Annotated in this window: 21 protein-coding genes; 8 read left to right on the plus strand and 13 right to left on the minus strand. The window is 68.7% G+C overall.

Annotated elements, in window-relative coordinates; translation table 11 throughout:
* Positions 1-8: 8 nt before the first annotated feature.
* The 5 genes from ACFOES_RS11250 to ACFOES_RS11270 form a co-directional block, all read right to left on the minus strand.
* Complete coding sequence (locus tag ACFOES_RS11250) at positions 9-1793, minus strand: peptidoglycan D,D-transpeptidase FtsI family protein (RefSeq protein WP_377833368.1); 1785 nt, start codon at positions 1791-1793, stop codon at positions 9-11.
* Positions 1790-2140 (minus strand): cell division protein FtsL, encoded by a 351-nt coding sequence (gene ftsL, locus ACFOES_RS11255; RefSeq protein WP_377833369.1) that lies wholly within the window; start codon positions 2138-2140, stop codon positions 1790-1792. The genes ACFOES_RS11250 and ftsL overlap by 4 nt, the downstream gene beginning before the upstream one ends.
* Positions 2140-3153, minus strand: coding sequence for a 16S rRNA (cytosine(1402)-N(4))-methyltransferase RsmH (gene rsmH / locus ACFOES_RS11260; RefSeq protein ID WP_377833559.1), 1014 nt, complete (start codon positions 3151-3153; stop codon positions 2140-2142). Before rsmH ends, ftsL begins: the two co-directional genes overlap by 1 nt.
* Entirely contained in the window at positions 3153-3677 is a 525-nt protein-coding gene (locus tag ACFOES_RS11265; RefSeq protein ID WP_377833370.1) for a division/cell wall cluster transcriptional repressor MraZ, read from the minus strand. The genes rsmH and ACFOES_RS11265 overlap by 1 nt, the downstream gene beginning before the upstream one ends.
* Positions 3678-4347: 670 nt before the next feature.
* Positions 4348-5445 (minus strand): Mrp/NBP35 family ATP-binding protein, encoded by a 1098-nt coding sequence (locus ACFOES_RS11270; protein ID WP_377833371.1) that lies wholly within the window; start codon positions 5443-5445, stop codon positions 4348-4350.
* A 247-nt stretch (positions 5446-5692) separates the two neighbouring features.
* On the opposite strand from ACFOES_RS11270, the gene ACFOES_RS11275 reads away from it, so the two are divergent.
* From ACFOES_RS11275 to ACFOES_RS11290, 4 genes are all read left to right on the plus strand, one after another.
* On the plus strand, positions 5693-5908 hold the full coding sequence (locus ACFOES_RS11275; protein ID WP_377833372.1) for a DUF1127 domain-containing protein: 216 nt from the start codon (positions 5693-5695) through the stop codon (positions 5906-5908).
* Positions 5909-6348: 440 nt separating this feature from the next.
* A complete protein-coding gene (locus tag ACFOES_RS11280; protein ID WP_377833373.1) occupies positions 6349-7263 on the plus strand; it encodes a lysophospholipid acyltransferase family protein in 915 nt (304 codons plus the stop codon).
* Positions 7260-8288 carry an N-acetylneuraminate synthase family protein gene (locus tag ACFOES_RS11285; RefSeq protein WP_377833374.1) on the plus strand — a complete coding sequence of 343 codons (1029 nt, stop codon included), beginning with the start codon at positions 7260-7262 and terminating at the stop codon, positions 8286-8288. Before ACFOES_RS11280 ends, ACFOES_RS11285 begins: the two co-directional genes overlap by 4 nt.
* Positions 8285-9073 (plus strand): glycosyltransferase family 25 protein, encoded by a 789-nt coding sequence (locus tag ACFOES_RS11290; RefSeq protein WP_377833375.1) that lies wholly within the window; start codon positions 8285-8287, stop codon positions 9071-9073. The genes ACFOES_RS11285 and ACFOES_RS11290 overlap by 4 nt, the downstream gene beginning before the upstream one ends.
* Positions 9074-9077: 4 nt before the next feature.
* Here ACFOES_RS11290 and ACFOES_RS11295 read toward each other — a convergent pair whose 3' ends face one another.
* Together ACFOES_RS11295 and ACFOES_RS11300 are read right to left on the minus strand one after the other, a co-directional pair.
* Positions 9078-9923, minus strand: coding sequence for a glycosyltransferase family 2 protein (locus tag ACFOES_RS11295; protein WP_377833376.1), 846 nt, complete (start codon positions 9921-9923; stop codon positions 9078-9080).
* A gap of 10 nt (positions 9924-9933) precedes the next feature.
* Positions 9934-10692, minus strand: coding sequence for a glycosyl transferase (locus ACFOES_RS11300; RefSeq protein WP_377833377.1), 759 nt, complete (start codon positions 10690-10692; stop codon positions 9934-9936).
* Positions 10693-10820: 128 nt separating this feature from the next.
* Here ACFOES_RS11300 and neuC point away from each other — a divergent pair, with 128 nt between their 5' ends.
* The 3 genes from neuC to ACFOES_RS11315 are packed head-to-tail and all read left to right on the plus strand — an operon-like array spanning position 10821 to position 14522.
* Positions 10821-11942 carry a UDP-N-acetylglucosamine 2-epimerase gene (neuC, locus tag ACFOES_RS11305; protein WP_377833378.1) on the plus strand — a complete coding sequence of 374 codons (1122 nt, stop codon included), beginning with the start codon at positions 10821-10823 and terminating at the stop codon, positions 11940-11942.
* Complete coding sequence (locus tag ACFOES_RS11310; RefSeq protein WP_377833379.1) at positions 11935-13215, plus strand: 3-deoxy-D-manno-octulosonic acid transferase; 1281 nt, start codon at positions 11935-11937, stop codon at positions 13213-13215. Before neuC ends, ACFOES_RS11310 begins: the two co-directional genes overlap by 8 nt.
* Entirely contained in the window at positions 13212-14522 is a 1311-nt protein-coding gene (locus tag ACFOES_RS11315) for a 3-deoxy-D-manno-octulosonic acid transferase (RefSeq protein ID WP_377833380.1), read from the plus strand. The genes ACFOES_RS11310 and ACFOES_RS11315 overlap by 4 nt, the downstream gene beginning before the upstream one ends.
* A 9-nt stretch (positions 14523-14531) precedes the next feature.
* On the opposite strand, the gene ACFOES_RS11320 is transcribed toward ACFOES_RS11315, so the two are convergent.
* The 6 genes from ACFOES_RS11320 to ACFOES_RS11345 all read right to left on the minus strand — a co-directional run bounded on the left by ACFOES_RS11320 (position 14532) and on the right by ACFOES_RS11345 (position 21007).
* Positions 14532-15485, minus strand: a complete 954-nt coding sequence (locus ACFOES_RS11320; RefSeq protein ID WP_377833381.1) for a Gfo/Idh/MocA family protein — start codon at positions 15483-15485, stop codon at positions 14532-14534.
* Positions 15482-16273, minus strand: coding sequence for an SDR family NAD(P)-dependent oxidoreductase (locus ACFOES_RS11325; protein WP_377833382.1), 792 nt, complete (start codon positions 16271-16273; stop codon positions 15482-15484). The genes ACFOES_RS11320 and ACFOES_RS11325 overlap by 4 nt, the downstream gene beginning before the upstream one ends.
* Positions 16270-16983 (minus strand): acylneuraminate cytidylyltransferase family protein, encoded by a 714-nt coding sequence (locus ACFOES_RS11330; RefSeq protein WP_377833383.1) that lies wholly within the window; start codon positions 16981-16983, stop codon positions 16270-16272. Before ACFOES_RS11330 ends, ACFOES_RS11325 begins: the two co-directional genes overlap by 4 nt.
* Entirely contained in the window at positions 16980-17876 is an 897-nt protein-coding gene (locus ACFOES_RS11335; RefSeq protein WP_377833384.1) for a hypothetical protein, read from the minus strand. Before ACFOES_RS11335 ends, ACFOES_RS11330 begins: the two co-directional genes overlap by 4 nt.
* A complete protein-coding gene (locus tag ACFOES_RS11340; RefSeq protein WP_377833385.1) occupies positions 17863-18516 on the minus strand; it encodes a tyrosine-protein phosphatase in 654 nt (217 codons plus the stop codon). The genes ACFOES_RS11335 and ACFOES_RS11340 overlap by 14 nt, the downstream gene beginning before the upstream one ends.
* Positions 18517-18646: 130 nt before the next feature.
* Positions 18647-21007 (minus strand): ATP-dependent helicase, encoded by a 2361-nt coding sequence (locus ACFOES_RS11345; protein WP_377833386.1) that lies wholly within the window; start codon positions 21005-21007, stop codon positions 18647-18649.
* Between the two features lie 248 nt (positions 21008-21255).
* On the opposite strand from ACFOES_RS11345, the gene ACFOES_RS11350 reads away from it, so the two are divergent.
* Positions 21256-24702, plus strand: coding sequence for a pyruvate carboxylase (locus ACFOES_RS11350; RefSeq protein WP_377833387.1), 3447 nt, complete (start codon positions 21256-21258; stop codon positions 24700-24702).
* The last annotated feature ends 6 nt before the right edge of the window (positions 24703-24708 follow it).

Here is a 24708-nt window from a genome sequence, read left to right on the forward strand (position 1 = left end):
GTCCCCGTTCAGTTGCGGGCGAGTGTTACCCCACTTGCGGCAGGAGACTCAATCGCCGGCCGCAGCCCCAGGAGCGGCGCGGTCCGGCGGATGATCTCGGCCGCCACCGGCACCGCGGTCCAGCCGGCGGTGCGCTTGGGATGCTTGCCGGTGGTCTCGACCGGCTCGTCCAGCGTCACGACAAGAACGTATTTCGGGTCGTTGGCCGGGAAAACGCTGGCAAAAGTCGAGATCACCTTGTCATTGTAGTAGCCGCCCTGCGGGTCCGGCTTGTCCGCCGTCCCGGTCTTGCCGCCGACATCGTAGCCCTTGACGTCGCCCAGCGAGGCGGTGCCGCGGGTCACGACCTGGCGCAGGATTGCGCGGACTTTCGCCGATGTCTGTTCCGAGACGACGCGCGGCCCCAGCTTCGGGTGATCAGTCTTGAGCAGGGTCGGGTAGACCCGGATGCCGCCATTGAGCACCGAGGCATAGGCGGCGGCGAGGTGCAGCGGGCTGACCGACAAGCCGTGGCCATAGGCGATCGTCATCGTCGACAGCTCGGACCATTTCTTCGGCAGCAGCGGCCGGGCGCCCTCGGCCTCGACCAGTTGCACCGGGGTCGGCTCGAGCAGCCCGAGCTGGTCGAGGAATTCCCGCTGCTTGTCCGCGCCGATCATCATCGCCATCCGCGCCGCGCCGATATTCGAGCTTTCGACGATCACGTCGGTCGCCGACAGCTTGGCACCGTAATTGTGGAAATCGTGGATCCGGAACTTGCCCCAGACCAGCGGCCCCTTGGTATCGAGCATGGTGTCGGGCGTGATCAGCCCGAGATCGAGCGCCTGGGCCACGGCGAAGAGCTTGAAGGTCGAGCCGAGCTCGTAGACGCCCTGGACGGCGCGGTTGAACAGCGGGCTGTCGCCGGGATGCTGCGTCGGCTTGGGCGCCGGGCGGTGGTTGGGATCGAAATCGGGCAGCGAGACCATCGAGACGATCTCGCCGGTATGGGCATTCATCAGCACCGCCGCCGCGCCCTTGGCATGCAGCATGTCCATGCCGGCCTGCAGCACCTCGCGCGTCGCCGCCTCGACGGAGAGGTCGAGCGACAGTTGCAGCGGCTTGCCGCCGTTGGCCGGGTCGCGCAGCCACTTGTCGTAGACCTTCTCGATCCCGGCGACGCCGACGACCTCGGCCGCGTCCACCCCCTCGCGGCCGAAACGGGCGCCGCCGAGGATATGCGAGGCCAGCCGGCCGTTGGGATAGAGCCGCATCTCGCGCGGGCCGAACAGCAGCCCGGGCGAGCCGATATCGTGCACCGCCTGCATCTGCTCGGGCGAGAGCTGGCGCTTGATCCAGACGAAGGTGCGCTTGCCGGTGAACTGGCGCTGCATCCGCGCCTCGTCGAGGTCGGGGAAGATACGCTTGAGCGCATGGGCGACGCGCACCGGGTCGATCATCTGCTGCGGCTGGGCGTAAAGGGCATAGGTCGCCAGGTTGGTGGCCAGGATATGGCCGTTGCGGTCGACGATGTCGGCGCGCTGGTTGACGATCTGCGCCCCGGCCGTGTCCGAGGCCCGCGGCTCGGCCGGCACGCTGGCCGACAGGGTGCTCATCCGCAACCCGATCGCGGTGAAGGCGGCGACGAAGAAGAAGCCCATGACCAACAGGCGCCCCTCGGCCCGGCTGCGGGCCTTGTCGCGCATCTGCTCGTGGCGCAGGCGGATATTCTCGCGCTCGATGGCGTCGGGGTTCTCGCCCTTGCTGCGGGCCTCGAGGATGCGGGCGAGCGGGCGGAGCGGCGTGCGGGTCATTGCGTCTTCGCCTCCAGCGTGCCCGAGGTCTTGACCGGGTCGGTGATCGGCGCCATCGCGGTGTCGGGATAGGCGATCTGGTCGACATCGCCGAACTGCTCGGGCTGCATCGGCAGCAGCTTGAGCTTGTCGAAGTTCAGCAGCGCCAGTTCGCGCAGCCGCTCGGGCCGGTTGAGATAGGCCCATTCGGCGCGCTGCATGCCCAGCGATTCCTTCAGATGCGCGATCTCGCGCTGCAGATGCGTGACGTCCTTGAGCGCCTTCTGGGTGGCGTAGTTCTCGCGATAGGCCCAGAAGACCAGCCCCATCACGGCCAGCGCCGTCACCACGTAGATCAGGCTGCGCATCAGCGGCGTCTCCCCTTTTCGGTGGATTTGTCGACGGTCGGCAGGCCGAGGTTGCCGCGATCGGAGGGTCCGGCCGGCATCTCGGTGCGGCGCGCGACCCGCAGCTTGGCCGAGCGGGCGCGCGGGTTCGTCGCCAGTTCCTCCTCGTCCGGCCCGATCGCCTTGCGGGTGATCAGCTCGAACGGCGCCTCCGGCCCCGTCTCTTCCGCGTCGCGGGCATAGCGGTTGACGTGGCGCACCTTGGCGGCGCGCTGCTGGAAGAAACGTTTGACCACCCGGTCCTCGAGCGAATGGAAGGTGACGACGGCCAGCCTGCCGCCCGGCTTCAGCGCCCGTTCGGCGGCCTCTAGCCCGTCGATCAGCTCGTCGAATTCCGCGTTCACCGCGATCCGCAGCGCCTGGAAGCTGCGGGTCGCCGGGTGGCTCTGGCCCGGCTTCGCCCGCGGCAGGCATTTCTCGACGATCCCGGCCAGTTGCAGCGTGGTCGTGATCGGCGCCTCGGCCCGGGCGGCGACGATGGCGCGGGCGATCCGGCGCGAGGCGCGCTCTTCGCCGTAGTGATAGAGGATGTCGGCCAGCAGGGCCTCGGAGGCGGAATTGACCAGGTCGGCGGCGCTTTCGCCCTGCTGGCTCATCCGCATGTCGAGCGGCCCGTCGCGCAGGAAGGAAAAGCCGCGCTCGGCCTGGTCGAGCTGCATCGACGACACGCCGAGATCGAGCACGACGCCGTCGAGCGGCTCGCCCGCCAGCAGGTCGAGTTGCGAGAACGTTCCCTGCACCAGTTTCAGCCGGTCGCCGTAGTCTCCCATCCATTCCGCCGCCATTTCCAGCGCCAGCGGATCGCGGTCGATGCCGATCACCTTGTCGGCCCCGGCCTCCAGCAGCCCCTTGGAATAGCCGCCGGCGCCAAAGGTGCCGTCGAGCCAGACGCCCGCCACCGGCGCCACGGCGGCCAGAAGCGGACGCAGCAGGACAGGGACATGGGGCGCGGTGTCGGGGCCCGCCGCCGCCATCACGAATCCCTCGTCTCGGCCGCCAGCAGGGCGTGGGGATTGAAGTCGGCACCCTGGCTTTGCAGGAAGTCACGGGTCTTGCTGGCGCGCATCTCGCGATGGGTCTCGGGATCCCAGATCTCGAAGCGGGTGCCCTTGGCGACGAACAGCGCCTCCTTGTCGAGCCCGATCCGGTCGCGCAGCGACTGGCTCAGCACGATGCGGCCGTCGTCGTCGACGCTGAATTCCTGGACGCAGGAATAATACAGATCCTCCATCACCTCGCGCGCGGGCGAGCCGGGGGTCATGCGGTCGATCTTGTCATGCATCTCGGCCAGGCCGTCGACCGAGTAACCCTCGAGATAGGGCCGGCCTTCTTCGCCGTAGGCGATGTTGAGGGTCGGGCGCAGGCCTTCGGTCCAGTTCGGGTCGGAGCTTTCGATGACGCGGCGAAACGAGGCCGGGATGGAAACACGGCCCTTGCCGTCCACCTTCTGCTCGAAACTGCCTACGAACTTGCGCGCCACCTGATCGCGCTCCTTCACCACTGCCTGTCCCGTTTCCCGGGTCCGGAACGGAAAACGGCGGTCGGGCTGCTGCCACTGCCCGATCCGCCGCCCTCGTCCCATCTCTGGGTTTGTCCAGCTACGCGCGCCACCTGGGGGGATGTCTGCTCGCTCGCGCGCCGGATCTCTTCAAGTCACGATGAAAGCGGCTGCCTGTATGAAACTGCTTCAATCGCCATTTCGGGGTCTCTTGGCCCCACTTCTTGGCCGTCTCATCGTGAATACAGGGATGCCATGGGATTTTATGGGAAGCAATGGCTAATTTCGGGATCTGGCCATTTTCCAGCCCCCGGAATCTCGACCGAAGACAGGCGATTCCCCCAGAAAATACAGGGATTCCGGCGCATGTTGCGAATCAATGGGATCAGACCGCTAAATGTAGTGGCCAAATTTCCTGTGGATAACTTCCCATGATTTCCCACCCACCGGGCAGCCGTGGCCGCAATGCCACAGTTTCGCGCAAGACCCGGATCGGGGAAACATGGCAAGGAGCACCCCTCCAGGCCTTATTTCACGCGGGATAACGGGCACTCGATTCGAAAACAGCCCCGCATGGGGGCTGTTCCCTGGCCGGCGCGGCGGGCGGATTCCATGATTTCCCATGCCGCGCGCCCAGCCGGTTCCATGAAATCCCGGCGGGGCGTCGAGATCAGGCCTTGCCCTCGGCGATCAGCTTGCCGGCGATGGCGGCATAGGCCTCGGCCACCGGCCCCTCGCCCGCGGCGATCGGCGTGCCGGCATCGCCCGCCAGCCGCACGTCGAGGCTCAGCGGCAGCTCGCCCAGGAGCGGCACGCCCAGCTTCCGCGCCTCGGCCGCCACCCCGCCATGGCCGAAGAGATGCTCCTCGTGGCCGCAATTGGGGCAGACATAGCTCGACATGTTCTCGATCAGGCCCAGGATCGGGGTCTTGAGCATCTGGAACATGTTGATCGCCTTGCGGGCGTCGAGCAGGGCGACGTCCTGCGGCGTCGAGACGATCAGCGCGCCGGTCATGATGGTGCGCTGGCACAGGGTCAGCTGGACGTCGCCGGTGCCGGGCGGCAGGTCGATGATCAGCACGTCGAGCTCACCCCATTGCACCTGGTTGAGCAGCTGCTGCAGCGCGCCCATCAGCATCGGCCCGCGCCAGACCAGCGCCTGCTCTTCCGACACCATCAGGCCGATTGACATCATCTTCACGCCATGGGCCTGAAGCGGCACGATGGTCTTGCCGTCGGGCGAGTCCGGGCGGTCCTTGACCCCCATCATCCGCGGCTGCGACGGGCCGTAGATATCGGCGTCGAGCAACCCGACGCGGCGGCCCTGCTTGGCCAGCGCCACGGCAAGGTTGGCCGAGACCGTCGACTTGCCGACCCCGCCCTTGCCCGAGGCGACGACGAGGATGCGGTCGATGCCCGGCACTTTCTGCGGCCCGCCCTGCTGCGGCGTCGGGTGGCCGCCGATCTTCAGCTTCGGCGGCTCGCCCGCCGACGCCCCGCCGGCAGCGCCCTGGCCCTTGGGCTGATGCGCCGTCAGCGCCACCGTGGCCTTGCCGACCCCGGGCAGCCCGGCCACCAGCTCCTCGGCGGCGCGGCGTATCCCTTCCATCCGGCGCCCCGTTTCCGGGTCGGGCGCCTCGAGCACGAATCGCACGGTGCCCCCCTCGACCGACAGGGCCCGGACCAGATCGCGTGAGACGACATCGCCGCCATCGGGCAGCGTCAGACGGGTCAAGGCCTTCAGCACGTCGTCGCGGGTGACTGTCATCGCGGGCTCCTCCTTATGCTTGACGTGCATACCTTGTCCCGAATCGGGCCGAGGGCAAGGGCCGGTCCGGACCGCGCCGGTTTTTTGTGCAGAGGCCGGCGGGATGCCGTTAAATAGGTCAGCACTAGTTATGCATTTGCTGCATGACAGCATTTCCCATTCGGACCATTGTGCATCCGCAGCATCGGGTTATGTTTGTCTCAACCCAGCGGCAAGGAGCCGCAAGCAGAAAACCGAAGGCAGTCAAATGGCTTACGCATCGCAAATCCGCAACGTCGAGCATCAGCTGGCCGATCGTTTCGCTGGCCTGGTGGCCTCCTACAAGGCCGCCCGCGAACGTCGCCGCGTGTTCCGTCAGACCCTGAGCGAACTGAACGCCCTGTCGCCGCGCGAGCTGGCCGACCTGGGCATCCACCGCTCGATGATCACCCGCATCGCCCTCGAGGCCGCGAACGGGAAATGAGTTCCTAGGAAGGCTCTTTCCTCCTCCCTGAGCCTTCCACCCTTTGCGGCGACATCCTCCTCCTCCCTGATGTCGCCGCATTTTTCTTCCGGGGCCCGCGCCCAAGCGCCTGCCCCAACCGGATACGAAAGGCCCTCTCCTCCTCCCTGGGCCGATCGTACTCAGCGGCGGCGCCTCTCCTCCTCCCTGGCGTCGCCGCGACCCTCTTTCGGGGCCCGCGCCCAGGCGCCCGCCCCAACCGGATACGAAAGGCCCTCTCCTCCTCCCTGGGCCGATCGTGCTCAGCGGCGACGCCTCCTCCTCCCTGGCGTCGCCGCTTTTTCTTTTCGCTGACGCGCATCCGTGCTGATCGACGCCGGGCCATCCCCGCACCGGCCCCGGACTTGCCATCGCAGGCCCGGTGTTGTACCGCAGCACGACCTCAATTCTGGAACCCCGGCATGACCTGGAACAGCGTTGGCGACTACGTTGCCGACTTGATCTTCAGAGCCGCGATCCGGGTCGCCTTGCTGCTTCCCTATCGGCTGCGGATCAGGGCCTTCGGGCGGCTGGTCGCGCATGTCCTCGCCCCCATCGTCGGCTTCCGCAAGCGGGCGCGGCAGAACCTCGAATTCATCTTCCCCGAGATGCCCGCGGCCGAGCGGCAGCGGATCGCGCTGCAGGTCTGCGACAATTTCGGCCGCAACATCATCGAGAACTACTCGAAGAAGCAATTCGCCGCCCACCTCAAGGGCACCGAATTCCACGGCCCCGGCACCGCCGCGGTCGAGGCCGCGCTGGCCGAGAAACGGCCGGTGCTGCTGATCTCGGGCCATTACGGCAACTACGAGGCGGTGCGCGTCGCCTTCGCCAATCTCGGCCACCCGGTCGCCGGCCTCTACCGCCCGGCCGCCAACGAATATTTCAACCGCCACTACGTCGAAACGCTGACCGCCTTCAGCGGCCCCGCCTACCCGCAATCGAACCGCGGCATGCTGGCCTTCCTGCGCCACATGCGCGACGGCGGCGTCGGCGCGATGCTGTTCGACGTCCGCGCCACCCGCTTCGGCCCGGTCGAGTTCCTCGGCCACCCGGCGCCGACCTCGACCGCCCCGGCGACGATGGCGCTGAAGCTGGGCGCGCTGGTGGTGCCCGCCTTCGCCGCGCGGGCCAGCGACGGGCTGTCCTTCGAGCTCGAGCTCGAAGAACCGATTGAACTGTCGAAACCGGATGAGATGATGCGCGAGATGTCGGCGCGGCTGGAGCGCCGGATCCGCGCCCACCCCGCGCAATGGTTCTGGATCCACGACCGCTGGGGCAAGCCCGCCGAGCTGAAGAAACAAGCCGAACTCGAACAGAAAGGCCAAGCGTCATGAAGATCGCCCACCGCAACGTCGGCATCGACCACCCGCCGCTGGTCATAGCGGAAATCGGCATCAACCACGGCGGCTCGCTCGAGGTCGCCAAGGAGATGGTGCGGCTGGCCGCGCTGTCGGGCTGCGAATGCGTCAAGCACCAGACCCATATCGTCGAGGACGAGATGACCGACGAGGCCAAGTCGATCTTCCCGCCCAACGCGGACAAGTCGATCTGGCACGTGATGGAGGAATGCGCCCTATCGCGCGAGGACGAGATCGCGCTCAAGGACTATACCGAGAGCCTCGGCATGATCTACCTGTCGACGCCGTTCTCGCGCGCGGCGGCGGATTTCCTGAACGAGATCGGCGTGCCCGCCTTCAAGATCGGCTCGGGCGAGGCCGACAACCTGCCGCTGATCCGCCATATCGCGGCGATGGGCAAGCCGGTGATCTTCTCGACCGGCATGCAGACGGTCGAGACGCTGGCCGCCAGCGTCGCCATCCTCGACGCCGCCGGGGTCGATTACGCGCTGCTCGAATGCACCAACCTCTACCCCTCGCCGCCCGAGATCGTCTCGCTGGCCGGGGTGACCGAGCTGAAGCAGGCCTTCCCCAAGGCGGTGGTCGGCTTCTCCGATCACTCGATCGGGCCCGAGATGGCGCTGGCCTCCGTCGCCCTCGGCGCCTGTATCCTCGAACGCCACTACACCGACACGCGCTACCGCAAGGGGCCGGACATCATCAACTCGATGGACCCGTCCGAGCTGCGCTTCCTGGTCGAACGCTCGCGCGAGATCTGGATCGCGGCGCGCAATCCCAAGCGCCGCACCGGGCCGGAAGAGGATGTCTACCGCTTCGCCCGCGCCTCGGTCGTCGCCGACCGCGACCTGGCCGAGGGCCACGTGATCGGCGAGGCCGACATCTGGGCCCGCCGCCCCGGCTCGGGCGAGATCCCGGGCTACGAGTTCGACAAGGTCGTCGGCCGCCGCCTGACCCGCGCCGTCACCCGCAACACCCAGCTCAAGTGGAGCGACCTGGCGTGACCACGCCCGCCGCGTCCCCCGTTCCGATCTACGTGATCTCGCTCGCCCGGGCCACGGAGCGACGGGAGCAGGTGGCGCGGGAATTCGCGGCGCTCGGGCTGGATTACGAGATCTTCGACGGCGTCGACGGTGCGGCGGAGGAAGCGGAGCTGCTGGGCCAGACCGACCTCGCCGCCTGGCACCGCAACATGGGCGCGCCGATCTCGGCCGGGCACATGGGCTGCTACGCCTCGCATGTCCGGCTGTGGCAGAAGATCGCAAGCGAAGGCCCCGAGATCGCGCTGATCTGCGAGGATGACGTCACCTTCAGCGCCGATTTCCCCGAGGCGCTGGCCGCCGCGCTCTCGGTCGCCGATCACTGGGAGGTGGTCCGCTTCTCCGTCGTCCGCGCCAAGGGGGCCGTGCCGCAGGGCAAGGTCGGCCGCTTCACCCTCAACGCCTATTGGGGGCCGTTCACCGGCAATGCCTGCTACCTGATCAAGCGCGCCACGGCGGCCAGGCTGGCGGCCGGCTTCTACCCGATCCGCCGCGCCCACGATCACGAGCTCAACCGCTTCTTCGCCTATGATTTCCGGCTGATGGGACTCGAACCCTTCACCGCCCCGGCCCGCGACAGGGGCGAGAGTTTCATCACCGGCACCAAGATGGCGCAGGCCGAGAAATTCCCGAAATACCGCCGCCTGCCCTATTACGCCCAGAAGGCCGCGAACTATATCCGCCGGCTGGTCTGGCTCGGCCGGCACGGGATGCTGCGGCCGTCGCGACGCGACCTGACCCGCGGCTAGTGCCCTATTCGGGCGCCGTCGCGGCCGCCTGCGCCCCGCCCCAGATGCCGTAGGTTTCGCGGAAATAGCGGATGCAGGCGCGGTTGGCCTTGATCCGGTCATGGCCCTGGTAGACCAGGTTGCGCAGCGCCGCGTCCTTGACCTCGGACGAGCTGCCCTTGGAGCGGATCTTGTCCTCGGAATTGAGCCAGATCGGGATCCCGCGCCGTTCGAGGCAGCCCGACAGCCAGACATCGTCGACGGTCCAGAGCACGTCGGGAATGTCGAAGGCGGCATCGTCGAAGAACTCGGGCCGCACCAGCGCCCCGCCCCAGCCTTCGAGGATGTCGACATAGCCCGATGTCGTCGCCTTCGAGGGCTTCCACATCCCCAGCGAGGCGGCGCGGCGCAGGCGGTAGCGCCAGTCCTTCTTGCGGAACTGCGCCTGCGGCTCGCGCGCCGAACGCCAGCCGTCGGCGGCGTAATGCGGCATGTCGAGCCAGCCGCCCTCTTCGCAGATGGCGTGGCCGGGATGGCGTTTCGCCGCCTCGACGAAGCGTTGCGCCCAGCCCCGGTCATAGACCTTGTCGTCATCGGCGAAGAGGATCTGCACGTCCTGGCCGCGATAGTCGCGCGCCGCGGGCAGCACCTTGGTCGCCGGGCCGAGATCGTCGTCGATCAGGCGCAGGTTGACGCCCTCCGGCACCTTGGGCAGGTCGGCCGGATCGTATTCGAAGCGGCGGTAGCGGCGGGCGACATAGAGGTTGATCTCGGCGATCTCCGCCGTCTGGCGCAGCAGCCCGGCGAGGTTCTCGTGAACGACGCCGAAGCGCGGCGGAACCGTCGTCAGCGACAGCACAAGTTTCGTCATCCGCGCGCCCTCACACCGTGCCGCCGTGGCGGGTCCAATACTCGACCATCCAGTCGACGGGACCGCGGCCGTAATGCGGGAACACGTCCCAGTTGCCGCGCGGCGGCCGGATCAGGTCGATCGGCCGCGGCCGGCCGTGGAAGCACAGCACCCGCGCCTCGGGCCCCGGCGGGCGCGGGCCGCGCAGCCGGTCGATCCCCAGCGGCGGGCGCAGGTGATACTTGTAGCTGCGGATCCAGTCCTGCGGCCAATAACCGATCTCCGGCACCTCGCCATGGACGTAATCCTGCTCGATGCCGTAGCGGGCGATCAGCTGGTCGCGGTCGGCCTGCAGCCGCTCGACCAGCCAGCCCAGCGCGCCGATGTCGAAGCCGAGGATCGCAGTGCCGGTGCGCGGCGCCGCGTCCTTGTAGCGCCAGGGCGCGGAATCGAGCGCGATCAGCCCCTGGCCATAGGTGAAGAAATCGTCCAGAGGCCCCCAGATCACCGAGTCGAGGTCGAGGAACAGCGCCCGCCCGCTCAGGCCGTAAAGCTCGGCCGAAAACAGCGCGATCTTGGGCCAGGCCCCGGCGCGCCAGTGCTCGGGCCGCAGCCCGATATCGGGGATCGGGAAATGCTCGATGCCGCCGTCCAGCCCGGCCGGATCGTCGGTCAGGCAGACGAAGCGGAACGGCCCCGACAGGTTGGCCCGGACCGCGTTGTAGAGCACGTTGGCATATTCCGCCCCGTAGAGCGTGCCCCATTTCATGCAAAGAACGACGCGGTCCATCCTGTCCCTCCGGATCGCGCCTGCTTTACGCTGCGCCCCCGGCCTTGTCCACCGCCGGCTCGGGGACCGTCCCCGGTCCCGGCGCTTGGCGCTTGCGGGGGGCGCAAAGCTGCTGATAATGCAGCGCCATGACCCGCCAACTCCTCTTCGTCACCGGCACCCGCGCCGATTTCGGCAAGCTTGAACCGCTCGCGGTGGCGGCCCGGGATGCGGATTTCTCGGTCTCGTTCTTCGTCACCGGGATGCACATGCTGCAGGCCTACGGCCTGACCAAGCTCGAGGTGCACCGCATGACCGGCGTCACGGTGCACGAATTCCTCAACCAGCGCCCCGGCGATCCGCAGGACATGGTGCTGGCCAAGACGGTGACGGGTTTCTCCGACCAGCTGGTCGAAACCCGGCCCGACCTGGTGGTGATCCATGGCGACCGGGTCGAGGCGCTGGCCTGCGCCCTGGTCTGCGCGACGAATTACGTCCGCTCGGCCCATATCGAGGGCGGCGAGGTCTCGGGCACGATCGACGAGGTCTTCCGCCACTGCAATTCCAAGCTGGCCACGCATCACTTCGTCAGTTCCGAGGCCGCCGCCCGCCGGGTGATGATGCTGGGCGAGCCGGCAGACGCGGTCCATGTCATCGGCTCGCCGGAGCTCGACTTCCATGCCGCCCCCTCGGGCGTCAGCCTCGACGAGGTCCGGGCGCATTACGACATCCCGTTCGAGGATTACGGCATCGCCGTCTTCCACCCGGTGACCTCGGAAGCCGAGACGATGGGCGAACAGGCGCAGGGCCTGTTTGGCGCGCTCGAAGCCTCGGGGCGCAACTTCGTCGTCATCGCGCCGAACAACGATCCGGGGGCCGAGGCGATCCTGGCCGCGATCGGCGACCTGCCGCGGGACCGTTTCCGCGTCATCCCGTCGATGCGCTTTGCCCATTTCTCGGAACTGATGAAGAACGCCGCCTGCATGGTCGGCAATTCCTCGGCCGGGGTGCGCGAGGCGCCGTTCATGGGCGTCGCCTCGCTCGATATCGGCACCCGGCAGGCGAAGCGGACGCAGGCCGAGTCCGTCACCTTCGCCGATGCCCGGGACCGCGCGGCGATCGCCGCCTTCCTCGCCGCCGAATGGGGCCGGCGCCACCCGCCGCACCGGGGCTTCGGCGAGGGCTGCGCCGCCGAGCGTTTCCTTGCCGTCCTCGAGGACGAAAGCTTCTGGAGCCGGGAGCTGCAGAAATCCTTCAGCGAACATGGCTGACCGCGCCGACAGGGCGCGGACGGGCCCGGTGCTGCGCGGCTACCTGCTCGCCAGCCGGCTGATCCCGGCCCTCGCCCCCCGGCATCTGCGCAAGCGACTGGCGCTGGGCAAGGAAGACCCGGACAGGTGGCGCGAGAAGCTGGGCGCGGCGACGGCGGCGCGCCCGGCCGGGCGACTGGTCTGGTTCAACGCCGTCGGGCTGGGCGAGGTGCTGGCGCTGCGCGGGCTGATCGAGGCGATGGCAGCCCGCGACGCCGCGCTGTCCTTCCTGGTCACCTCCTCGGCCCGCTCGTCGGCCCAGGTCGTGGCGGCGAACCTGCCCGAGCGGACGCTGCACCAGTTCCTGCCGCTGGACGCGCCGGCTTACCTGGCGCGGTTCCTCGACCACTGGCGCCCCGACCTGTCGGTCTGGGCCGAGCAGGAGTTGTGGCCGGGCGCGGTGGTGGCGACGGCCCGGCGCGGGATACCGCTGGCGCTGGTCAACGCCCGGATCACGCCCGAGGGCTTCGCCCGCCGCCAGCGGGCGCGCGGGCTGTTCCGCGACCTGATGTCCCGCTTCGCGCGGGTCGACGCGCAGGACGACGGCACTGCCGAGCGGCTGCGGGCACTGGGGGCGGAACAGGTCCAGGTCTCGGGCTCGCTGAAGATCGCCGGGCCACCGCTCTCGGCCGCCCCGGAGGCACTGGAAGCTGCGCGGGCGGCGCTGGCCGGGCGCAAGCCCTGGCTCGCCGCCTCGACCCACGACGCCGACGAGGCCGAGGCGATCGCGGCGATGCGGGCCCTGGCGGACGATCCGGCATGGCTGCTGCTGCTGGTGCCGCGCGACATCGCCCGGGCCGAGGCCGTGGCGGCGGAACTGGAGGCCGCCGGCCTGCCCCATGCCCGCCGCAGCCGGGGCGAGCTGCCGGGGCCGGAACACAAGGTCTGGCTCGCCGACAGCTATGGCGAGCTCGGCCTGTGGTATCGGCTGGCCGACCGGGCGCTGATCGGTGGCAGTTTCGATGCCACCGAGGGCCACAACCCGTGGGAGGCCGCCCGGCTGGGCGCGGCGATCCTGCACGGCCCCTGCACCGCCAATTTTCGCGCCGACTACGAAGCCCTCGACGCGGCCGGGGCGGCGCGGCAACTGGCGCCGGGCGAATTGGCTGCGGCGCTGACGGACGAGGCCGGCCTCGCCGCGATGGCACAGAAAGCGCAGGCGCTGGTAGCACAGTCGCGGGACGCGCTGGCGCCGCTGGCCGGGCAACTCCTCGAGTTGATGGAGCGGCGATGAGACTGCGGATGCGCCTCTTCCTCGGGCTGTGGTCGGCGCTGTGGACGCTCGGCCTGCCGCTGATCCTCTATTACCTGCACCGGCGGGCGCGGCGCGATCCGCTCTACACCGCCCACCTGGCCGAACGTTTCGGCCGCTACGGCGCGCCGATGCCGGGCGCGGTCTGGGTCCATGCCGTCTCGCTGGGCGAGCTCCGCTCGGCCGTGCCGCTGATCGAGGCGCTGCTGGACAAGGGTGAGCATGTCGTCGTCACCCTGTTCACCCCCGCCGGCCGGCGCGAGGCGGAACGGGTCTTCGCCGGGCAGATCGCGGCCGGGCAGTTGCGCGCGGCCTGGATCCCGTTCGAAACCCGATGGGCTTTCCGCGGCTTCTTCCGCGCCTTCCGCCCCGCCTACGGGCTGGTGATGGAGATCGAGATCTGGCCGCGCATGGTCTTCGCCGCCCGTCGGGCCGGCGTGCCGCTGTTCATGTGCAACGCCCAATATCCCGGCAAGTCGATCGCCCGCGACAGCCGGGGGCTGCGCCTGCGCCAGGAGGTGATGCGCGGCTTCGCCGGCGCCTTCGTCAAGTCGCGGCTGCAGGCCGACCGCTTCGCCGCCATCGGCGTGGAGAATATCGCGGTCACCGGCGAGCTGCGTTTCGAGCAGCCGGTGCCGGGGGCGCTGCTGCAAGGCGGCAAGGAACTGCGCGACTGGCTTGGGTTGGCCGAGCGCCGGGTCGTGGCCTTCGCCAGCACGGTCGAGGGCGAGGACGACACCTATCTCGCCGCGCTCCACGCCCTGCGCAAACAGCCCGAGCCGCCCTTCATCCTTTACATCCCGCGCCGGCCCGAACGGTTTGCCGAGGTCGGCGACCGGCTCGAGGCCGAAGGGCTGCGCATCGCCCGCCGCTCGCAGCTGCTGCCGGAGCGGTTCGGCGCGCCCGAGGGCCCGGCGCCGACGCCCCTGCCCGAGGTGCTGCTGGGCGACAGCCTGGGCGAGATGTACGGCTACCTGGAAATGGCCGATATCGTCGTGGTCGGCGGCGGTTTCACCCCGCACGGGGCGCATAACATCATCGAGCCGCTGGCGCTGTGCAAGCCGGTGATCACCGGGCCGGAGATCGGCACGATCGAATATCCCTTCGTCGAGGCCGAGGCCGCCGGCGTCGCCCGCCGCGTCGCCGATGCCGAGGAACTGGCCGCGGCGCTCGGCACCGCCGAGGCCCCGGACAGGGCCGGGATCGAAGCCTTCTTCAAGGCGCATTCCGGCGGCGTCGCACGCTTCCTCGCCGCCCTGCCCGGGGCGCTGGCGGCAGCGCGCCGCTAATCCCCGCACCTAGCCCATGTCGATGGCGACGGTCCCGCCGATCTGGCGGCTGCTCCAGGCCTCGGCGATCAGCGCCGTCGAGCGCCGCATCCGGTCGAAGCGCGGCAGCAGCGGGTTGTCCGACGGCGCCGCCCCCCGCGCCAGCGCCAGGAAATCACGCATCGCGTCGAGGAACATGTCGTTGCGGTCGAAGCCGTAGGGCGTCTCGACCGGCCCGGCGCCGGGCCGGCTCTCGACCACCACGGGACGCAGGAAGTCGATCTCGACCCGCGCGTCGAGCCCGCGCAGCACCGCGCGGCGGGTCGAAACGGGCGACAGGTAATCCATCTCGACCTGCCCCATCGGCCCGCCCGGCGCCGCCAGCTGCGCGGTGGTAGCGAAATCGACGCCGGGATACTCGGCATGGCCGAGGCTGTCGCAGCGGCCCAGCTCCAGCCCCGGGAACAGCGCCAGCGCCATGTCGAGCTCGTGGCACAGGTCGAGCAGCACGCCGCCGCCCTCGGGCAGGGCCGCGTAGCTGTCGCCGAAGCGCCAGTTCGGCCGCCATTGCCGGACGTCATGGCCGATCTCGAAGGAGAAGCTGTAGACCTGCGACAGGTCGCGCCGGGCCAGGTCCAGCACCGCCGGGTGATAGCGCATCATGAAGCCGACCATCGACCGTTCGGCCACCGGCGCGGCGGCGGCGTGGATCGCCTCGGCCTGCGCCGGCGTCCAGGCCAGCGGCTTCTCGGCATAGAAGGGCAGCCCCAGCTCGGCGCATTGGGCGATCAGGTCGAGCCGGATCTGCGTCGCCGTCGCGATCACCACCGCGCCGAGGCCGGGTATCCGGCGCAGCGTCTCGGCGGAAAACTCGCGATAGGGGATCAGCCGGACCTCGGCCCCCAGCCGCTCGAGGTTGCCCGCGTGGCGCTTGCCGATCGAGCCCGCGCCGATGACCGCGACCGTCCCCGGAGCCGGGCTCACCACGCCGAGAACCCGCCGTCCACGTTGACCATCTGGCCGGTCATGTAGCGCGATTGCGGGCTGCACAGGAACAGCATCACGTCGGCGATCTCGTCGGGCTGGCACATCCGGCCAGCCATGATCAGCTCGCCCACCCGGCGCTGGAACTCCTCGGAATGGTTGTTGAAAACGGCGCCGGGCGCGATGGTGTTGACCGTCGCCTGGCGCTGCGCCCAGTAACCGGCGAGCCAGACTGTCAGGCCATGAATGCCGGCCTTGGTCACGCCATAGGCCGAGAAGTTCTTGAACGGCATGCCGTCGTAGATCGGGTGATGGGCGCCGTTGAGCGCATACATCGAGGCGACGTTGATCAGCGTCGAGGGATATTTGCCGACGATATCGCGATCCATCTGCCGGGCGATCATGAAGGCGCCGGTCAGGTTGGTGCGCAGGGTCTTTTCCCAGTCCTCGACCGAGGTATCGGCGAAATCGGGAAAGCTCTTGCCCGCGCCCATCAGCATCTCGCCGGTGATGGCGGCGTTGTTGAGCACCACGTCGGGGTTCCAGCCGTCGCCCATGACGCGCTGGAAGATGCCCGTGACCTGCGCCTCGTCGCCGACATCGAGCTCGTAGAAGCGGAAACCGGCCTTGTCGCCATGGGCCTCCTGCAGCGCCTCGGCGCGGGCGCCGGGCAGGTCGGTGGCGACGACGCGGGCGCCTTCCGCCAGCATCCGGCGGACATAGGTCGAGCCGAGGACGCCGCCGGCGCCGGTGATGAAGATGGTGCGTCCGGTCAGCTGTTCGGTCATGTCGGGGCCTGTTCGTCGTTGGAAAGCCGTTCCTGCATCAGCAGTTCGACCAGTTTGAAATCGAAGGGCGAGTCGATGTCAACGCAACGCTCGGGCGGCATCTCGAACGGGATCACGCGGCCCTCGTAGATGGTCTTGGCGCGGCGCAGGTAGTCGGGATCGACGACATAGGTCGAGGCGGCGTGCTCGTAGACCTTGGGCGCGGCCTGGCGCGACCAGACCCCGCCCGGCAGCGGCTTGGAGACATGCAGCGCCCCGGTCTCGTCCGGCTCGACGAGGTTGAAATAGGGGTTCTTGCGCGCCTCGCAGACGCTCATCACCATGTCGGGATGCTCGGCCTCGAACAGGTCGAGCGCGCCGTCGATATCCTCGGGCAGGCGCAGCGGCGAGGTGCAGTCGAGGTCGAGGAAGGCGTCGGCGGGGCCGACCAGCGCCTCGGCCGCCGCCAGCGCATGCTGCCAGACGCCCCATTTCGGCGCGCTGTCGGTGGCCAGGTGAGCCGGCCGCAGCCCGATCTTCAGCGCCCCGCGTTCGACCGCGTAGTCGTAGATTTCCGGGTCGTCGGTCGAGACCACCACCGCGCCGACGCGCGAGCTGTGGAAAAGCTGCTCCAGCGACCAGGCGATCAGCGGCTTGCCGCAAAGCTCGCGGAAGTTCTTGTTGACGACGCCCTTGGAGCCCTTGCGGGCCCCGATATGGCCGATGATCATGCCATGTCCTTTCCGATCTCGTCGCCCGCGAGGGCCCGGTAATATTCGACGATCCTTGCGCGCATCGGGCCCAAGGCGCGGTCGGACCAGATCAGCCGCCGGCCCTTGCGGTCGACGACCTCGGCCCCGGTTTCCAGCCGCACCAGGTCGGGCCCCTTGAGCTGGACGCCCGGCAGCGAGACCGCGACCAGCCGCGACCAGCGGCGGCGGTTCCACGGCAGCGCGGCACGCAGGTAGATCAGCCAGCGATAGGGCAGCATGAACTCGGTCGGGAACTTCACCGCCAGGGAGCGCGGGATGCGCCGCATATGCGGCTGGGCGGCCCAGCTCATGAAGCGTTCGTCGGCGATCATCGGCCGGATGCCGATGCCGCCATGCTGCTCGAACAATGCGCGGAACCGTTGCGCGACATAGCCGCATTCGCGCGGGTGATAGACGATGATCGAGGAATTGCCGCGGGCGTAGCGCCGGCCCTTGCTCAGCCGCCAGACCAGCCGGCCGAGCCGGCCGAAGGGCAGGATCGCGCTCTTGAAGATGGCGATGGTCTTGGGTGTGGTCATCAGTTCCAGCAGCCGCGTCAGGTCGCCGAAGACCATGGTGTCGATGTCGATATAGATCGCCGGCAGGTCGTCGGGCACGACGCCGGGCTCGAAGATCGCCAGCTTGGCCTGGCAGCCGGCGGTCTGCAGCGCCGGGTTGCGGAAGAACGCGGGGAAGTCGCGCTGGATCACCCCCGGCGCCAGCCCCTCGCGCGGCCGGTCGGTGACCAGCACCACCCGCGGCGGCGTCGCGCTACGCGCCTTGACCGTGGCGATCAGGTGGTTGAGCTCCTCGACCCCGTATTTCGTGCCCCAGAGGACGAGCACGAGCTGCCATGTCTCATCGCTTGCCATGTCGCCAGTCCTGGAAGCTCTTGGTGATCTCTTCGGCATCGTAGCCGCTGCGCAGCCAGGTGTCGAAACCGATGCCGGTCCGGTCGCGCTCGGCGATATAGACCCGGAAGACATGGCTCAGCACGCCCGAGCGCGAGCGGCGGCTATGGGCATGGCGCCAGTGCAGTTGCGCGAAAGCCTCCTCGGCGCTCCTGCCCTGGATCGCGGCGAGGTAGAGCGCGGCGGCAAAGCCGGTGCGGTCGGCGCCGGACTTGCAATGCATGACGAAGGGTTTCGGCAGCTTGCCCAGCGCGTCGATGAACTCCAGCAGCACCGCGCGCGTCGGCAGGTTGCGGGCCGAGTAGCGGCTGAGGAAGATCAGCTCGATGCCGAGCCGCGCGCAGGCCTCCTTCTCGATCAGGGTCCAGCTCTTGTGGGTTTCGCCGCGCAACGAGACCACGGTGTTGATCCCCATCTCCTGGTAGCGGCGCAGGCGCGTCGGGCCGGGATGGTTCGAGCGCCAGACTCCCGGCGCGATCTCGTGCAGGTTCCACCACAGGTGGCGGATGATGGCGTGGTCGACCAGTTCGAAATGGGCCGCGCGCAGCAGCCGCTTGAGGCCGGACGGCGCGGCGCCGGCGGGGCGGGCTTGGTTCTGCATCGCGTCTGACCCTGTCATCCTGTCGCGGACCTCGGCAGCGCCCGGGACCGGGCGCCGTCCTTTTCCCCGATTTCGCCGGCCCGGTCCAGCCCCCGGTCCAGCCCCCGGCCAAGCCCCCGACCGCGCGGCCTCAGAACGGGATGTCGTCGGCCTGCGCCGCGGCGACGACGAAGCGGGCGACGATCTTCTTCGCCCCGGCCTTGTCGAAATCGACGTCGAGCTTGTCGCCCTCGATCCCCGTGACGATGCCGTAGCCGAATTTCTGGTGGAAGACGCGGTCGCCCTCGGTGAAGGCCGAGACGGCCTCGAGGTCGATGACCGAGTTGCGCGACTCGCGCGGCTGGCTGACCGGCCGGGCGCTCGAACGTTCCTGCAGCCGCTTCCACCCCGGCGAGTTGTAGACATTGGCCGAGGCGGCGCGCTGCTCGATGCCGGCGGCCGAGCCGCCCATCCCCGCCGCGCCGTAGCCGCCGCCGTACAGGCCCGGCGGGGTGAGCACGTCGACATGCTCTTCCGGCAGTTCGTCGATGAAGCGCGAGGGCAGCTGCGATTGCCACTGGCCGTAGACCCGGCGGTTGGCGGCGAAGGAAATCGTGCACAGCCGCTCGGCCCTCGTGATGCCGACATAGGCCAGCCGGCGTTCCTCCTCGAGCCCCTTCAACCCGCTCTCGTCCATCGAGCGTTGCGACGGGAACAGCCCGTCCTCCCAGCCCGGCAGGAAGACGGCGGGGAATTCCAGCCCCTTGGCGCCGTGCAGGGTCATGATCGAGACCTTCTCGTCGGTCTCGGCGGTATCGTTGTCCATGATCAGCGCGACGTGTTCGAGGAAGCCCTGCAGGTTCTCGAACTGCTCCAGCGCCTTGACCAGTTCCTTGAGGTTCTCCAGCCGGCCCGGCGCCTCGGGCGTCTTGTCGGCCTGCCACATCGCGGTGTAGCCGGACTCGTCGAGGATGGTTTCGGCCAGCGCGATATGGTTGTCGCCGCGCAGCACCGCCGCGTGCCAGCGGTCGATGCCCTCGATGAAGGCGCGCAGCTGCCCGGCCCCCTTGCCAGCGAGGCCGCCTTCCGACAGCAGCACCCGGGCGCCGTCGAGCAGGCTGAGCCCGTTCGAGCGCGCCGCCAGCTGGATCTTCTGCTGCGCCTTGTCGCCGAGGGCGCGTTTCGGCGTGTTCACCACGCGCTCGAAAGCGAGGTCGTCCTCCGGCGAAACGCTGAGGCGGAAATAGGCCATCGCGTCGCGGATCTCGAGCCGCTCGTAGAAGCGCGGGCCGCCGATGACGCGATAGGGCAGGCCGATGGTCAGGAAACGGTCCTCGAAGGCGCGCATCTGGTGCGAGGCGCGGACCAGGATCGCGATGTCGTCGAGCGAGACCGGCGCGCCGCGATGGCCGCGTTGCAGCGCCTCGATCTCCTCGCCGATCCAGCGTGCCTCCTCCTCGCCGTCCCAATGGCCGATCAGGCGGACCTTCTCGCCCTCCTCTTCCTCGGTCCACAGCGTCTTGCCCAGCCGGCCGGCATTGCCGGCGATGACGCCCGAGGCGGCGGCGAGGATATGCGGCGTCGAACGGTAGTTCTGTTCCAGCCGGACCACGTTGGCGCCGGGGAAATCCTTCTCGAAGCGCAGGATGTTGCCGACCTCGGCCCCGCGCCAGCCATAGATCGACTGGTCGTCGTCGCCGACGCAGCAGATGTTGTGATGGGCCTGGGCCAGCAGCCGCAGCCAGAGATACTGGGCGACGTTGGTGTCCTGATACTCGTCGACCAGGATGTAGCGCAGCCAACGCTGGTATTGCTCCAGCACGTCCGGATGGCCCTGGAAGATGGTCAGCACATGCAGCAGCAGGTCGCCGAAATCGACCGCGTTGAGGTCCTTCAGCCGCTGCTGGTAGGCGGCGTAAAGCTCGGTGCCGAGGTTGTTGAAGGCGCTGGCCTCGGAGGCCGGCACCTTCCCGGGCGTCCAGGCGCGGTTCTTCCAGCCGTCGATGATCCCGGCCAGCTGGCGCGCCGGCCAACGCTTCTCGTCGATATTGGCGGCGACGATCACCTGCTTGAGCAGCCGGATCTGGTCGTCGGTATCGAGGATGGTGAAGTTCGACTTCAACCCGACCAGCTCGGCATGGCGGCGCAGGATCTTGACGCTGATGGCGTGGAAGGTGCCCATCCACGGCATGCCCTCGATCGTGTGCCCCAGCAGCCGGGCCACCCGCTCCTTCATCTCGCGCGCGGCCTTGTTGGTGAAGGTGACGGCCAGGATCTCGTTCGGCCGCGCCCTGCCGGTGGTCAGCAGATGGGCGATGCGCGCGGTCAGTGCCTTGGTCTTGCCGGTGCCGGCGCCGGCCAGCATCAGCACCGGACCGTCCAGCGCCTCGACCGCAGCGCGCTGCGCGGGGTTGAGATCGTCCAGATAGGGCGCCGGCCGCGCGGCCATCGCGCGCTGGCTCAGCGGCACGGCGGCCTCGAAGGCCGCGGCATCGTCGTCGAAACTGCTCATGGCGCCAATCTAGCCCGCTTCGCGCCCGAGTTAAAGAATTGTTCGCATAATGTTCCGAAAGGAATCACACGAATCGGGCGCCGTTCGCCGCCGTCTTGACGCCGCCGCAGGTCCGGCCGCGGGGCCCCCGGCCGGGGATTTGCCAATTCTTTCACAAATCTTTCACCTTGCGTCACCCTGACGGTTGCGCTGCAGCGCGGCATCCCTAAAGTGCGCGCAGCCTTATCGACCATACGGAGGGGAAACGCGTGGCCGAGTTCCAGAAAATCCTTGTCGCCAACCGGGGCGAGATCGCCATCCGCGTGATGCGCGCCGCCAACGAGTTGGGCAAGAAGACCGTCGCCGTCTATGCCGAGGAGGACAAGCTCGGCCTGCACCGGTTCAAGGCCGACGAGGCCTACCGCATCGGCGAGGGCATGGGCCCCGTCGCGGCCTACCTGTCGATCTCCGAAATCATCCGGGTGGCCAAGATGTCGGGCGCCGACGCGATCCACCCGGGCTACGGCCTTCTGTCCGAGAACCCCGATTTCGTCGAGGCGGTCGAAGCCGCCGGACTGACCTTCATCGGTCCCAAGCCCGAGACGATGCGGGCGCTCGGCGACAAGGCCTCGGCCCGCAAGGTGGCGATCGAGGCCGGCGTGCCGGTGATCCCGGCAACCGAGGTTCTGGGCGACGACATGGAGGCGATCCAGCGCGAGGCCGCCGAGATCGGCTTTCCGCTGATGCTGAAGGCGAGCTGGGGCGGCGGCGGCCGCGGCATGCGCCCGATCCTCGGCCCCGACGAGGTTGCCGACAAGGTGCGCGAGGGCCGGCGCGAGGCCGAGGCCGCCTTCGGCAACGGCGAGGGCTATCTGGAAAAGATGATCACCCGTGCCCGCCATGTCGAGGTCCAGCTTCTGGGCGACAGCCATGGCAATCTCTACCACCTCTACGAGCGCGACTGCACCGTCCAGCGCCGCAACCAGAAGGTCGTCGAGCGCGCCCCCGCCCCCTATCTGAGCGAGGAGCAGCGGGCCGAGATCTGCGCCCTCGGCCTCAAGATCGGCCAGGCGGTCGGCTACCAGAACGCCGGCACGGTCGAGTTCCTGATGGATATGGACAGCGGCAAGTTCTACTTCATCGAGGTCAACCCGCGCATCCAGGTCGAGCATACCGTCACCGAGGAAGTGACCGGCATCGACATCGTCCGGGCCCAGATCCTGATCGCCGAGGGCAAGACCCTGGCCGAGGCCACCGGCGCGCCGCGGCAGGCCGATATCCAGCTTTCGGGCCACGCCCTGCAATGCCGGGTGACGACGGAGGATCCGCAGAACAACTTCATCCCCGATTACGGCCGCATCACCGCCTACCGCTCGGCCACCGGCATGGGCATCCGGCTCGACGGCGGCACCGCCTATGCCGGCGGCGTCATCACCCGCTATTACGACTCGCTGCTGGTCAAGGTGACGGCCTGGGCCCAGACCCCCGAGGCGGCGATCGCGCGGATGGACCGGGCGCTGCGCGAATTCCGGGTCCGCGGTGTCTCGACCAACATCGCCTTCGTCGAGAACCTGCTCAAGCACCCGACCTTCCTCGACAACAGCTACACGACGAAGTTCATCGACACGACGCCCGAGCTGTTCAACTTCTCGCAGCGGCGCGACCGGGCGACCAAGATCCTGACCTATATCGCCGATATCACCGTCAACGGCCATCCCGAGACCGCCGGCCGGCCGATGCCGCCGGCCGAGCTGAAGGAACCCAGGCCGCCGGCGCCGCGAACCGAGACCCCGGCGCCGGGCACCCGCCAGCTGCTGGACGAGAAAGGGCCGCAGGCGGTGGCCGACTGGATGGCGGCGCAGAAGCAGGTGCTGCTGACCGACACCACGATGCGCGACGGCCACCAGTCGCTGCTGGCGACCCGGATGCGCTCGATCGACATGATCCGCGTCGCGCCGGCCTATGCCGCCAACCTGCCGCAGCTGTTCAGCGTCGAATGCTGGGGCGGCGCGACCTTCGACGTCGCCTACCGCTTCCTGCAGGAATGCCCGTGGCAGCGCCTGCGCGACCTGCGCGCGGCGATGCCCAACCTGATGACCCAGATGCTGCTGCGCGGCTCGAACGGGGTCGGCTACACCAACTACCCCGACAACGTGGTGCAAAGCTTCGTCGCCCGCGCCGCCGAGACCGGGGTCGACGTCTTCCGCGTCTTCGACAGCCTGAACTGGGTCGAGAACATGCGGGTCGCCATGGACGCGGTGATCGCGGCGAACAAGATCTGCGAGGGCACGATCTGCTATACCGGCGACATCCTCGACCCGGACCGCGCCAAGTACGACCTGAAATACTATGTCGAGATGGGCAAGGCGCTGCGCGATGCCGGCGCCCATGTCCTCGGGCTGAAGGACATGGCCGGGCTGCTCAAGCCCGCCGCCGCGCGCCAGCTGGTCAAGGCGCTGAAGGAGGAGGTCGGCCTGCCGCTGCACTTCCACACCCATGACACCTCGGGCATTTCCGGCGCCACCGTGCTGGCCGCCTGCGATGCCGGGGTCGATGCCGTCGACGCGGCGATGGATGCCTTCTCGGGCGGCACCTCGCAGCCCTGCCTGGGCTCGATCGTCGAGGCGCTGCGCCATACCGAGCGCGAGACCGGCATCGACATCGCCGCGATCCGCGAGATCTCGAATTACTGGGAACAGGTGCGCAGCCAATACGCCGCCTTCGAGGCCGGCCAGCGCGCGCCCGCCTCCGAGGTCTACCTGCACGAGATGCCCGGCGGCCAGTTCACCAACCTCAAAGCCCAGGCCCGCAGCCTCGGCCTGGAAGACCGCTGGCACGAGGTCGCCCAGACCTATGCCGAGGTCAACCGGATGTTCGGCGACATCGTCAAGGTGACGCCCTCGTCCAAGGTGGTCGGCGACATGGCGCTGATGATGGTCAGCCAGGGCCTGACCCGCGACGAGGTCGAGGACCCGGCGGTCGAGGTCTCGTTCCCCGACTCGGTCATCGACATGATGCGCGGCAATCTCGGCCAGCCCCCGGGCGGCTGGCCGGCGGCGATCCAGAAGAAGATCCTCAAGGACGAGGCGCCGGACACCGAGCGCCCGGGCAAGCACCTGGCGCCGGTCGACCTCGAGGAGACCCGCGCCAAGCTTGCCGCCGAGTTCGACGATGTCGAATTCGACGACGAGGATCTCAACGGCTACCTGATGTATCCCAAGGTCTTCCACGACTATGTCGGCCGCCACCAGATCTACGGCCCGGTCCGCACCCTGCCGACCCGGACCTTCTTCTACGGCATGGAACCGGGCGAGGAGATCGCGCCCGAGATCGACCCCGGCAAGACGCTGGAAATCCGGCTGCAGGCGGTGGGCGAGACCGGCGAGGACGGCGACGTCAAGGTGTTCTTCGAGCTCAACGGCCAGCCCCGGGTGATCCGGGTGCCGAACCGCAAGATCAAGAGCCAGACCGCGGCCAAGCCGAAGGCGCAGCAGGGCAACCCGAACCACATCGGCGCGCCGATGCCGGGCGTCATCGCCACCGTCGCGGTCGCCGCCGGACAGAAGGTGGCGGCGGGCGACCTGCTGCTGACCATCGAGGCGATGAAGATGGAGACCGGCATCCATGCCGAGCGCGACGCCACCGTCGCCGCCGTCCATGTCACGCCCGGCGCCCAGGTCGACGCCAAGGACCTGCTCGTCGAGCTGAGCGACTGAGCGCAG

Source organism: Acidimangrovimonas pyrenivorans (genome assembly GCF_042643245.1).
Classification (GTDB): Bacteria; Pseudomonadota; Alphaproteobacteria; order Rhodobacterales; family Rhodobacteraceae; genus Acidimangrovimonas; species Acidimangrovimonas pyrenivorans.